At 65.7% G+C, this 11,477-nt stretch carries 11 protein-coding genes; 9 read left to right on the top strand and 2 right to left on the bottom strand.

The features are described 5' to 3' along the window. Nucleotides 1–165 precede the first annotated feature (165 nt). From MKW14_RS30090 to MKW14_RS30080, 3 genes are all read left to right on the top strand, one after another. Nucleotides 166–576 carry an arsenate reductase ArsC gene (locus MKW14_RS30090; protein ID WP_240867748.1) on the top strand — a complete coding sequence of 137 codons (411 nt, stop codon included), beginning with the start codon at nucleotides 166–168 and terminating at the stop codon, nucleotides 574–576. Between the two features lie 307 nt (nucleotides 577–883). Continuing rightward, a complete protein-coding gene (locus tag MKW14_RS30085) occupies nucleotides 884–2,629 on the top strand; it encodes a DUF4209 domain-containing protein (RefSeq protein ID WP_240867747.1) in 1,746 nt (581 codons plus the stop codon). 297 nt (nucleotides 2,630–2,926) lie between these two features. Further along, nucleotides 2,927–3,841 (top strand): phosphotransferase enzyme family protein, encoded by a 915-nt coding sequence (locus MKW14_RS30080; RefSeq protein WP_240867745.1) that lies wholly within the window; start codon nucleotides 2,927–2,929, stop codon nucleotides 3,839–3,841. A gap of 3 nt (nucleotides 3,842–3,844) precedes the next feature. Here MKW14_RS30080 and MKW14_RS30075 read toward each other — a convergent pair whose 3' ends face one another. Further along, complete coding sequence (locus MKW14_RS30075; RefSeq protein WP_240867743.1) at nucleotides 3,845–5,227, bottom strand: NsdA family TPR-like regulatory protein; 1,383 nt, start codon at nucleotides 5,225–5,227, stop codon at nucleotides 3,845–3,847. 103 nt (nucleotides 5,228–5,330) lie between these two features. Between MKW14_RS30075 and MKW14_RS30070 the strand changes: the two genes are divergently transcribed. Together MKW14_RS30070 and MKW14_RS30065 are read left to right on the top strand one after the other, a co-directional pair. Then, entirely contained in the window at nucleotides 5,331–5,987 is a 657-nt protein-coding gene (locus MKW14_RS30070) for an ATP-binding protein (protein WP_308314651.1), read from the top strand. 320 nt (nucleotides 5,988–6,307) lie between these two features. Next, on the top strand, nucleotides 6,308–6,604 hold the full coding sequence (locus MKW14_RS30065; protein ID WP_240867770.1) for a hypothetical protein: 297 nt from the start codon (nucleotides 6,308–6,310) through the stop codon (nucleotides 6,602–6,604). Nucleotides 6,605–7,011: 407 nt separating this feature from the next. Here the strand turns inward: MKW14_RS30065 and MKW14_RS30060 are convergent, their stop codons facing one another. Then, nucleotides 7,012–7,791, bottom strand: coding sequence for a GntR family transcriptional regulator (locus tag MKW14_RS30060; RefSeq protein ID WP_240867741.1), 780 nt, complete (start codon nucleotides 7,789–7,791; stop codon nucleotides 7,012–7,014). Between the two features lie 164 nt (nucleotides 7,792–7,955). Between MKW14_RS30060 and MKW14_RS30055 the strand changes: the two genes are divergently transcribed. The 4 genes from MKW14_RS30055 to MKW14_RS30040 all read left to right on the top strand — a co-directional run bounded on the left by MKW14_RS30055 (nucleotide 7,956) and on the right by MKW14_RS30040 (nucleotide 11,442). Then, nucleotides 7,956–8,300 (top strand): SCO3933 family regulatory protein, encoded by a 345-nt coding sequence (locus MKW14_RS30055; protein ID WP_240867739.1) that lies wholly within the window; start codon nucleotides 7,956–7,958, stop codon nucleotides 8,298–8,300. Continuing rightward, nucleotides 8,300–9,589 carry an FtsK/SpoIIIE domain-containing protein gene (locus tag MKW14_RS30050; protein WP_240867768.1) on the top strand — a complete coding sequence of 430 codons (1,290 nt, stop codon included), beginning with the start codon at nucleotides 8,300–8,302 and terminating at the stop codon, nucleotides 9,587–9,589. The genes MKW14_RS30055 and MKW14_RS30050 overlap by 1 nt, the downstream gene beginning before the upstream one ends. After that, a complete protein-coding gene (locus MKW14_RS30045) occupies nucleotides 9,586–9,783 on the top strand; it encodes a hypothetical protein (RefSeq protein ID WP_240867737.1) in 198 nt (65 codons plus the stop codon). Before MKW14_RS30050 ends, MKW14_RS30045 begins: the two co-directional genes overlap by 4 nt. A gap of 303 nt (nucleotides 9,784–10,086) precedes the next feature. Further along, entirely contained in the window at nucleotides 10,087–11,442 is a 1,356-nt protein-coding gene (locus MKW14_RS30040; protein WP_240867766.1) for a replication initiator, read from the top strand. Nucleotides 11,443–11,477 lie beyond the last annotated feature (35 nt).

Raw genomic sequence — 11,477 nt, 5'->3', positions numbered from 1 at the left:
CTCAAGAAAGATCGAGGCTAGTGGGAGGTGTCGTCGGCTTGGGCCTGGTGACGGCGTTGTTCATTCGCCCCACCTCTGCTGCGGCGAATGCTCCCGTCCCGCATGACGCTGCCGAAGCCGTTGTGTCAGCCGCACCCTGATCCGCTCTCCCCAGAAAGACACGCCATGACTGCTCCCATCCACCGCCCGTCTGTCCTGTTCGTCTGCGTCCAGAATGCCGGGCGTTCCCAGATGGCTGCGGCCTTCCTCGCACACCTGGCGGGCGATCGCGTCGAGGTTCGCTCCGCTGGCTCCACACCTGCCGACACCGTCAATCCGGCCGTGGTGGAGGCGATGAAGGAAGTCGGCATCGACATCTCCGCCGAGACGCCGAAGGTGCTCACGGTGGATGCCGTCCAGGCGTCGGACGTCGTGATCACGATGGGCTGCGGTGACACCTGCCCGGTCTTCCCGGGCAAGCGATACCTCGACTGGCAGCTCGATGACCCGGCCGGGCAAGGGGTGGATGCTGTGCGCCCGATCCGGGACGAGATTGAGCGGCGGATTCGCGTGCTGGTGAACGAGTTGGTGGACTGACGTCACCGAACCGTCGTTGCGACGCCCCCCCGCCCACAGTTGGATGCTTGAGGGGTCGGACCAGCCGCTTGCGTCACCGCACTGGTCGGCTCTGATACCGGGCGTGTGAGCTGTCGCATGACGTGGGCCCCCTTCGCCGCAGCAGCAGGGGCGTCGTTGCGGCGAACGGGGCTCAACCGTTGGAGTCAACGGTTTGCCTGATGTGCCACAACTCCGTAATGGCATCCTGCCTGGTTAATGGCGACCTGCGTGACCGGATTCGGAAAACTGGTGGCGCGCTGACCAAGAAGCTAGCAATAATCCGAGCATGATGTCACGAGATGTCCAAATTGAGAGTGTAGCGTCAGTCATCGATCAAGCGGCGGAGGCCTCGTCGATGTTTGAGGCTGTTCGAGCTTTGCGTACCTCCCTACTCAGTGGCACACCAAGTGATGTACCGGTAGATGAAATCACCGATCTTCCAACAAAGGCGACCCTTTGGGCTTTCGAGTACAAGATTTCAGTTGAACGTGACCACAATCGCCAAAGAGCAGTCGTAGAGCCGCGATTCCGTGGGACTTCGGGAGAAACAGATCCACCGGAGATCACTGCTGTTGCCGAAGAGGTTGTCGAGGTGTGGCATGCGTTGACGTCAAAAGTCAGTGCTCCTTGGGGGTTGGCACGTCTTCGGCACCTACTATTTGAACGACGCTTCGGAAGGGTGCATGAGCATGCGATCGCTGCAGCTGAAAGCTACCTAGCGGCTGCGAAGAATTGGGAGGTAGGTCTTGATCGAGCGAAGTTCTTGGGGATTGGGTTGAGGGTTGCCCGCTCGGTGAATGCGAAAGGGCAAGCGGACCAGATTGTTAATCAACTATTGGACGACGCCCGCCAGGAACTTACTGAAGACGACCTACGTCCTGGTGTATTCATGCGCGTGATGGAATCGATTCTCGCAGAACGCAATCCTCCAGGCGGAGTAGATGATCTGCTGGAGGATGCGTTTGCTAAATATGCCGACCCCTTCATTCGTGACAGCATTTTGAGGCTCCAGATCGCTAGGACCTCTGATGGGGAAGTGAAGAAGGCGCTCTGGGGGAAGCTGGTGGAGGTATGGAACGCAGCGGCAAACAACTCTCAGGGACTCGTTCGTGCTACTCATCTAAAGAAAGCGCTCGAATGTGCTGAGACTAGCCAGGAGCGCGAGCTGGTAGAGCGTGCCGCTGCAAACTTGCAGGGACTTCGCAAGGAAGACTTGGGGTTGGCGACCTTTACCGCGTCTACCGTAATTGATGACGCGGAGATTGAGCGTTTGCTCGCGCCCATCAGTGGAGCCGGTAACTGGCAGCATGCCTTGGTTGGCCTATATCAGTTTTATGGTCCAGCAACCGGAGACTTGGCACAGAACAGGGCTAGAGTGGATCAATATGCCCGCGAATTTGTGCTCAGTGGACTGCTTTCTAAAGAGCTGCTTGGGGGTGATGGGTTGCCGCGATATCGCCCTCAATCGGATGAAGATCGTGATGCCATGGCCCTTGCAGAGCAGGAATCTTACAACGTCCAGATCTTCGCCCCGATATTGGCCATGGCTCTTTCTAGGGTAGCTGACACATACGGAATTCCTAGCGAAGGCGAGCTGGCGGAATTCTTTGCTCAAGCACCCCTCACTGACGAAGATCTGGCCCAAGCGCTAGCCCGATCCTTCATTCGCTATTGGGTGGGCGATGCTGAAGGGGCAGCATTCACAATCATTCCAAGAATTGAAACCATTGTGCGGAATCTTGTGGTTGCCATGGATCGAGGGGTTTATCGACTTCAACGTGACCAAAAGCCTGGGCAATATCCCGGATTGGGATATATGCTTGACATCTTGAAATCTCATGGCATGGACGAGTCGTGGCATCGATGTGTGCTGACCGTGTGCGCTAACCCGGCGGGTGGTTGGAATATCAGAAACGAGATCGCGCATGGGTTTGTTGCCAATTTGGGGATGCCGGTCGCTGCCATTGTATTGCAACTTGCGATTTATCTTTGGTCGCTGAATGGTAGCCCGGACACTGCTGCTGACGATTGAGGGCAGAGGAGTCGGAACGGCAGAGCCGTCACCGCTGCTCGTGCTTGAGTGCCACGACCTGCTCGTGGAAGTCGCGTAGGTGCCCGAGTCGGGTGGCTTCCTCGGTCTCGCCGGCGCGGGCTGCGATTGGGTCTGTCGGGAGCCGGTGCTGATTTCCATTGTTGCTGCAAGGAGCGGAACTACCCGCCTGAACGGCTCACGTGTGGGTACGGTCCCACCGTGTCTGGCGTGCGTCGGGTTGGTCACCCGTAGGAGCGCGCCGGTTGATCGCGCGCGACTAGGGGAGCTGGTACGGGCATGGCGGTTGACGCTGCTCGCACGGAAGAGGGGTTCACGTCGGCGAGGGCTACGCGGGTCATGCGTGCTGCGTGCCGGGCGGCGGATCTTGATGACAGAGGCGCGGAGTTGATCCGGCTTGGGGAGAACGCGCTGTTTCGGCTGGCGTCAGTGCCGGTGATCGTTCGCGTGGCGCGGGGAGAAGAGTGGCTGCCCAAAGCGCGCGTTGAGGTCGCTGTGTCGCGGTGGCTGGCGGTGGAGGGGTTCCCTGCGGCTCGGATCGTCGAGGACCTGGAGCAGCCGCTCTTGATCGATGGGCACCCCGTGACCTTCTGGCGTCTGATCGCCGAAGGAGATCGCAAAGCAACGTACGGTGAGCTGGGTGGGGTCCTGCGGGACTTGCACTCGTTAAAGGTGCCGGACGGTCTCGCGCTTCCTTCGTTCTCCCCCTTCGACAAGCAAGAGCTGCGGCTCAACAGGGCCGTGATCCCGGACGATGACAAGGTCTTCTTGCGGAAGCGGTGGCGTGAACTGCAGGACAGGTACGCCGAGTTGCGGTTCGAGACGCCCAAGGGGCCTGTGCACGGGGATGCCCACGTGCAGAATCTCATGGTGGACGATCAGGATCGGGTGGTCCTGATCGACTTCGAGGCCTTCTGCTACGACCACCCTGAGTGGGATCTCATGGTTACGGCCGTTGAGCACCACAGCCTTGGGTGGCAGACCGATGAGCAGTACGCCGACTTCGTGGCGGCGTATGGGCGGGACCTGTACGACTGGCCTGGCTACGAGACGCTGCGGGGTATCCAAGAGTTCGGGATGACGACGTGGCTCATGCAGAACGTGCAGGAGGATGAGGAGACTGCGGCCGAGTACCGCCGGCGCATCGCCGGTCTGCGGAACGATGATGCGCCTCGGGACTGGCGGCCCTGGTAGCTGTTACTCGTCGTCCTCGTCCAGGCGGGTGAGCGCCTCGTGTACCCGCTCGTTGAAGGCGGCCACGACGGGGTTCGCCGCGTGCACGCTTACCTCGGCCTGGAAGTCCGTCACGTAGCGCTGGAAGCGGGTGGACTGGAGGGAGTCGCCGCCGTCGACTGCGAGGCTCGCGGTGGTGACGGCGGCTTCCAGCTCTCCGTTGAGTAGCTGGCTTTGGGCGAGAACCATGCGGCAGAAGCCGAGGGTGCGGGCGTACTTGGGGTCGGTGCTGTCGACGGCTCGTTGGGCCTGTACGACGGCTTCGCGCCGCATTTTGAGGTCGCGGAAGCAGTGGCAGAGTTCGCCCATGAGTTCTGCTTCGTCGAAGTAACCGAGCCATGCCGGATCTTCGGCTGTGTCGACCTGTTCGAAGTGGCGTTCGGCTTCGTTCATCGCGCGGCCTGCTCCGTTGTGGTCGCCTGCGTTGGACAGGGCGCGTGCCTCCATGGCTGAGTAGTTCGCCATGGCGCGTGGCGTGGCTCGGCCCTTGGCGCCCTCGACGGCTGCGCGGGCTAGCTGGATGGCCTGGGCGTGGTTGCCGAGGTAGTTGGCCTGGTGGCTGAGGTTGCCGAGTATGCGGGCGCCGAACATGCGGTCGTCGATGACCTGGGACAGGCGCAGTGTCGATGTCAGGTAGCGGTGGGCAAGCTGGTGGTTGCCGACGTCGTAAGCGGTCCATGCCAATAACTGGGAGATCTCCGCGGCGGCGCCGAATAAGGCGGTTCCGACCTTTTCGCTGTAGCTCGCGTCCAGCAGGGGCAGGACGTCTTCTCGGAAGTAGTGGCGAAGTGCCTTGTGTCCGTGGCCTCCGCCGTACTTGAAGTCGAGCTGCATGAACAAGCCTGCCGCTTCCTTGATGGCGCGGACGTCGCGCATGCCGACTCGGCGGTGCGCGGGCTTGTCGGCCTGGATGCCATCAGGACGGCCGATCATCCATGACAGTACGGCTGAGTTGAGGTCGCCGTCCGCGACGATCAGATGGTCTACGGCGGGGGCGTCGGCGGTCTGGTGGGTGAGACCGTCGAGCATGGACAGGACGTCGGGAAGGGTGCCCGGGTAGCCGATCGGTGCGGGTGCCGCAGCCTGGGTGTGGTCGAAGAAACCGAGATCGCCGGGTGTGATGCGGTGCCCAAGCTTGGTGGTGAGTACGTCTGCCATGAGCGCCGCTGTCTGGGGTCTGATGCCTGCGCCGGCTCGCCATCGCTGCACGGAAATGTGTGTCGTTCCTGCGCCTTGGTCGAGCCCGCGTCGGGTGGCCTCGTCGGACATGCGTTTCGCAAGGCCCTTGTTCGAGACCTTTGCCTCGTCCATGACGGCGATCAGTTGCGCGTTTGGCTCTCGGCTCATGCTCCCCTGCCAACCCGAGAATGACGGCGAGTGTTCATCCTGTCACAGCAGTATCGCGCGGGGGGTTCATTCGTGAACCCCCTTTGCCTTTGCCGGTGTTCACGTGAACCCCCTGGTGAACGCTCCCGGCTGCGCCTTCCGCGCCGTTCACTGGTCGGCACAGATCGACGGGCTACGGAGCCTGTCAGTGTTCGGGAGGAACGCGGTGGAAGCACGACAGAGCAAACACGCAGCGAACACCCCGGCAGTGTGCGTCTCGCGTCGCTCGATCTTTGATCCGGCGAACGGGCATTTCCGTTGTCTTACGGTCTATGCCGAATCGCCGGACTGTGCCAAAGCCGCGCGGGATGTGGTCGGTTCCTATCTCCAGACCTGGGGTCTGGTGCACGCGGTAGATGCCACACAGCTCGTCGTGTCGGAACTGGTCGGCAACGTCGTGCATCACGCGGTGCCTGACGACTGTCTTGCACGGCCCGGCGCTGGACGGCGCATCGATGTGTGCCTGATGACGTGGCCTGAGGTGCTGGTCCTGGGCGTCACGGATGAGGACTCGACTCCGCCTGATCTCCCTTCGGGCGATTTTGTCTCGCCTGGGCTGGCGGGTGACTTCATCGAGGCACTGTTGCCGGACCGGGGGCGCGGGCTGCTCATCGCTCAGCGGCTGGCGGAGTCGGTGTGGTGGACGCCCGGTACCAGGGGCGGCAAGACAGTGTGGTGCCGCTTCGATCTCGATCAGCTGAGGGCCGAGTACGCGCCCTGACTGAGACACCGGGGCGCCGCCCTTTTCACTCCTCCGCGATCAGGGGTGGGCGGCGTATCCGGTTACCGGCCGGAGTCTGACCACCCCGGCCAAGGGGCGCGGCCTCTCGAACACCGGGGGCTCCCCTCCCGGAGAGGCCGCGCTTCATAACCCCATACCGAGACCGGGCCACCCCGTCAGCCCTGGAAAGCGAAGGGTGGCCCGGCTGGGAACGCGACGGTTCCCGGTGCCTGATGGTACCGGGGCCGTCGCGCTGCGTTTGGCCCCGGGTCCAAGGAAGTTGACGATCCGTTACCTAGATCAGGGCAGAGGTGGACAAGGTGGCTGGCTTCGGTGAGGACTGGCTGAATGACGGTCTCGATGTGGCGGGCTTCGACGCTGGTCTGTGGGTGTCCGGCGTGGACTACATCGCGGGGTGGCGCGAGGCACGTGAGGCTGCGGACCGGCTGAACCGGGCGCTCCTGGGAGTGGGCTTCGAGTTGTCGGCCGTGCGGGCGGTGGCGTCGACGGATGGGGACGGGCGCGGGGTCGTGCGCCTGGTGGGCTGGCCCGGTGCGGTTGACCGGCTTGCTGGGCTCCTGGAGGAATGCGCGCATGGTGACGGTGGTGCAGAGTGAGGGGCTTTTCCGCTGGTGAGTGGTGCGGGTGGGCACGTCGCCGGCCGGAGAGACTTTGGGCGGGAGCTGCCATGGGGCGAGTGAACAGGGGGCCTTACGCTCGCCAGCGGATCGGGCAGTCCTTGGACCTGCCCGCAATAGCCCGATCGGCCCCCTGTTCTTCGAGGCTCGCCCCATGGTGGCTGCCTAAAGTCTCGGAGGCCGTCGACCCCCAGCCCACCACGCCCCGGCCCGTGACGGCCGGTCGTCGCCTCGACTCCTTGGGCGTGTTGCGGTCGGGGGCGTGGGCCGTCCGGACGGGATCGGCGGCCACGCCGCACGCCCGGCCGGGGCGGCCGGGCGCCCCGGCGCGCCGCAGGCGCGCCCTTGAGGAAGTGAAGGCTGTTTCGACCGATTGCCGTGGCAGCTCAGGTCCGGGTGCGTCGAGTGGGCTGCTTGTCGGCGGTGATCCGGTAGACGAGTTCGGCGCGGTCGGCGCCGAAGCGGAGCTCTTCGAGGAACAGCGGGCGGTCGTCGGTGCCGTGTGCGGTGCGGGTCACGTGCAGGACCGGGGTCGCGTCGGGGAGCTTGAGCGCGGTGCGCTCGTCGGGCAGGGGCATGCGGGCGCGGACGGTCTCCGTCCATGCCAACTGGTGTCCGGCCTGGGTGAGCACCCAGTAGATCGCCGCGGCGGGCTTGCACGGTTCCTCACCGAGCAACGGAACGGCCTCGGCGACCTCGAACGGGATCAGCGTGCGGTGCATGGCACGCGTCCCGCTGCTGGGGTCGATGAGCAGCCGGTCACAGCCGAACAGGGCTTCCTCCTCGTCGAGGCGGAGGAGTCGGCCGGTGTCCTTGGTGGTGTGCGTGCGGTAGGTAGTCGGCTCCTCGGCCTCCTGCCAGATGTCCCCGTTGGGCATGACGAACTTGCCCTCCGCCGTGCGGCTCACCCGGCGCTCGATGGTGAGGTGGGGCTGTCCGCTGGAGCGGACGAAGCTGCCCTTGCCGTGCCGTACGTCGATGAGTCCCTCCGCGCGCAGAGCCGAGATGGCGTTGCGGACCGTCGGGCGAGAGACGCCGTAGCGGGCCATGAGCTGCGCTTCGGACGGCAACAGCGAGTCGGGCGCGAACTCACCCGACAGGATCGCTTCCCGGATCGCGGCGGCCACCTGCTGGTAGAGGGCTCCGGGGCGCTGGATCTCCGACATCTCGTCATCTCCGGGTGAGGTCGTAGGCACGTCGCACGCGCGACATCACTCGTCAGCATAAGTAGTTGCGCTGTCGCCGTACAGCACTTCATAGTCGTAACTCGTAAGGACAAGTGACGTCAGCATGAGAACTGGCGGCCCAACCGGCCAAGGAGGCCAACGAAATGCAGTCCATTCCCGTGGACACGGCGCGACTGGGCGTACTGCGGTGCGCCATCGCGCCCGAAGCAAAGCTCACCAACCCCGAGACACAGGAGGTGAAGAGGGACCGGGACGGCAACCCGGTCTGGACCGTCGCTGTGACCGTGCGGCAGGACGGCCGCCGCATCTCGGTCATCGAGATCGCTGTCAGCGGTCAGCCCAAAGGTATCGAGGAAGGACAGATCGTCCGCGTTACCGGCCTGACCGCGTTCATGTGGTCGATGGGCGACCGGCACGGCGTCAGCTTCCGCGCCGACGCCATCACCCCCGTGCACGGTCCCGCGCACGCCAAGGGCGGTGACGCGTGATGGGATCCATCCTGCTCGCCTTCGCGCTCGCCGTGCTGGCCTGGGTGCTCGTCGTCGGTGACCTGGTGCGCCGGCATCGCCCTGCCTGGCACTGGTACCTGATCGGCTACCCCCTCACTGCATGCCGGGTGCTCGCGACCTGGCGCAGAGTCGCCGTGCTCAACGACCTCGCCGTCTCCCGACGCCCGTCACGGGGGCTGCTCGGGGACCTGGTCGTCAAGGGCGATCCGCTGCGCCCGGTAGCTCCGCGGATCTCCTTCCCCCGCGCCACCCGCATGGGCCTGACAGTGGCCGTGCGGCTGCACGCGGGTCAGACCCCGGTGACGTACATGAAGGCGGCGGAAGCGTTCGTGCACGCGTGGAAGGTCCACGCGGTCCGCGTCACCTCGCCCGAACGCGGGCTCGTCCTGCTGACCGCGATGGCCAGCGATCCGCTGCAACAGCCCGGCTTAGCCACCGCCCCCGCCGAACTGCTGTCCGCGCTCATCGGCGCCTTGGAGACCGGCGGTGCCTGGGTGATGAACCTGCGGCTGGTGCCGCACTGGCTGATCGCCGGGGCCACCCGGTCCGGCAAGTCCACCCTGCTGGCCCGACTGATCACACAGCTGGCAACTCAGCCGGTCGCTCTGGTCGGCATTGACTGTAAGGGGGGCATGGAACTCGGCCTGTTCGCCGGACGGTTGAGCGCACTGGCCACGTGCAGGCGTGAGGCGGTCGCCGTCCTGTCCGCCCTGGTGGTCGACATGCAGGACCGCATGACCGTCTGCCGGTCAGCCGGCGTGCGCTCGATCTGGGAGCTCCCGGACAAGCTCCGGCCGGTCCCGGTCGTCGTGATCGTCGACGAGATCGCCGAACTGTACCTGTCGGACGGCACCCGCGAGAGCAAGGCGGAGGCGGAGCAGTGCTCCACGCTGCTGCTGCGGATCGGGCAGCTCGGGGCCGCGCTCGGCCTGCACCTGGTCGTCGCCGGACAACGCGTCGGCTCCGACCTCGGCCCCGGTGTCACCGCCCTGCGGGCGCAGCTCGGCGGCCGGATCTGCCACCGCGTCAACGATCCCGGCACGGCAGAGATGACCTTGGGCGACCTGAACAAGGACGCCGTGGCGGTCGCCCAGTCGATCACTGCACAGGAACGCGGCGTGGCCGTCTGCACGGGGCCGGACGGCGGCTGGAGCCGTGCCCGCTCCCACCTCACCCCGACCGAGGAAGCCGTAGCGACGGCCCGCAAGTACGCGGCCCTCACCCCCCAACTGCCCGCCCTCGCCGTGCTGGAAGGAGAGAGCAAGTGATCAGCGAAGGTACAGCGTTCACGTTCGCGGTGATCTTCGGGATCATCACCGTCCTCCTCGTCCGCTCCCGCGATGTCCGCGCCTGGGAAGCGGTCTGCGTCGGCCTCTTCGGCGTCTACCTCGGCCAGACCCCCGTGGTCTTCACCATCCACGGCCTCGTGACCTGGCTCATCAGCGGCTTCTCCCACTCCTGAGCAGAAAGGAACGCACGCCATGCCCATGCCCCGCGTGAGGTGCCCGAACTGCAAGGGCGACGGAGCACGCAAGACCTGGACCGGACGACTGCGGCGCTGCCGCGTATGCCGGGGTACCGGAACCATCCGCTGACCACCCCCCCACCGACCGGACCACCGAGAGGACAACCCCATGGACAACGGCGCACCACCACCCACCCACCGTGCCGCTTCGGCGGCCCACCTTGGAAGGTCACCACCATCACCCCGCAGTCCGAGACCACCTCGGCTGACCGGCGCGCCGCCCTCGACCGCGCGGCGCGCCTGCGTCAGCTTCCGGAAGCAGACCGCGACGCAATCCGCATCGCCCAAGATCCGCGGTTCCCTCGCTGGCTGGATCAGATCACCGCAACCGGCGGATGCTCCCACCCCGTGCACCTTTCCGGTTTCACAACCACCCTCGACGGCACAACCGGCGAGATCCTGACCCACTACGACACCCGCACCGAACCTGGCGAACGCCTCCTCGTCCGTTGCCGCAACCGGCGGGCGACCGTGTGCCCGGCCTGCTCGCGCCTCCATGCCGGAGACACCTTCCACCTGGTCCGTGCGGGTCTCCTCGGCGGCAAGAGCGTCCCCGCCACGGTCCGCTACCGCCCCCGGCTCTTCATCACCCTCACCGCCCCGTCCTTCGGGGCCGTCCACCGAAGCGGGGAGGCGTGCCGTCCCCGACGCGACGGCGGAAGGTGCGAACACGGACGTCCCCTCGGCTGCGGCACCGTCCACGCCCCGGACGCTCCGGTCGTCGGCCAACCGCTGTGCGCCGACTGCTACGACTACACCGCCCACGTGCTGTGGCACGCACACGCCTCCAAGCTGTGGGACCGATTCGTCATCGACGTCCGGCGGCGCCTCGCCTCCTCCGTCGGCCTCGTACAGTCCCACTTCGCCCAGCACGCCCGACTCTCCTTCGCCCGTGTCGCCGAGTACCAGAAACGGGCGGCCGTCCACGTTCACGCTGTCGTCCGCCTCGACGGTCCGGACGGGCCCGGCGACGAACCCCCGGCCTGGGGCACGGCAGAACTACTCACCGACGCCGTGCGCGCCGCCGCCGAACGGGTCCTGGTCCACACTCCCTGCAGCCTGGCCGTGGGTGAGCTGGCCTTGCGCTGGGGCGTCCAGCTCGACGCGCGGACCCTGCACGCTCACGGAGATGGTCCCGACGATGACGCGGTGGCCGCATACGTGGCCAAGTACGTCACCAAGGGAGCAAGCGAGACAGGCGCCGGCACTGACCACCCGGTCTCGACCAGCGACGACATCGACTCGGTACCCGTCACCGAACACGTCCGCACCCTTATGCGAACCTGCTGGCGCCTCGGCGGCCTCCCCGAGTACGAACCCCTCCGCCTCCGCGCCTGGACCCACACCCTCGGCTACCGGGGCCACATCCTCACCAAGTCCCGCGCCTACTCCACGACCTACGCGGCCCTCCGCGCCGAACGTGCGCTCCGCATGGGCCACACCGACACGCCCGACGTCGTGACCGAACGGCAATGGCGCTACGTCGGCTCCGGCCACAGTCCCGGCGCCGCCCTCATAGCTGCGGGCGTCGCCGACGACATCACGGAGTCCCGTCGGCTCGCCAAGGAAGCGGCAAAGGGGGAGCGGGGCCGATGAGCGTCCTCCCCCTCCGTGAACTGACGGAGCCCGCG

Source organism: Streptomyces gilvus, from assembly GCF_022513565.1.
Taxonomy (GTDB): Bacteria; Actinomycetota; Actinomycetes; order Streptomycetales; family Streptomycetaceae; genus Streptomyces; species Streptomyces gilvus.
The sequence above is the reverse complement of the archived record's forward strand: the minus strand, read 5'-3'. Positions and strand labels throughout refer to the sequence as shown.

Coding starts and splice junctions, on each gene's coding strand:
- MKW14_RS30090 (WP_240867748.1), top strand. CDS start 166: ATGACTGCTCCCATCCACCGCCCGTCTGTCCTGTTCGTCTGCGTCCAG.
- MKW14_RS30085 (WP_240867747.1), top strand. CDS start 884: ATGATGTCACGAGATGTCCAAATTGAGAGTGTAGCGTCAGTCATCGAT.
- MKW14_RS30080 (WP_240867745.1), top strand. CDS start 2,927: ATGGCGGTTGACGCTGCTCGCACGGAAGAGGGGTTCACGTCGGCGAGG.
- MKW14_RS30075 (WP_240867743.1), bottom strand. CDS start 5,227: ATGAGCCGAGAGCCAAACGCGCAACTGATCGCCGTCATGGACGAGGCA.
- MKW14_RS30060 (WP_240867741.1), bottom strand. CDS start 7,791: ATGTCGGAGATCCAGCGCCCCGGAGCCCTCTACCAGCAGGTGGCCGCC.
- MKW14_RS30055 (WP_240867739.1), top strand. CDS start 7,956: ATGCAGTCCATTCCCGTGGACACGGCGCGACTGGGCGTACTGCGGTGC.
- MKW14_RS30050 (WP_240867768.1), top strand. CDS start 8,300: ATGGGATCCATCCTGCTCGCCTTCGCGCTCGCCGTGCTGGCCTGGGTG.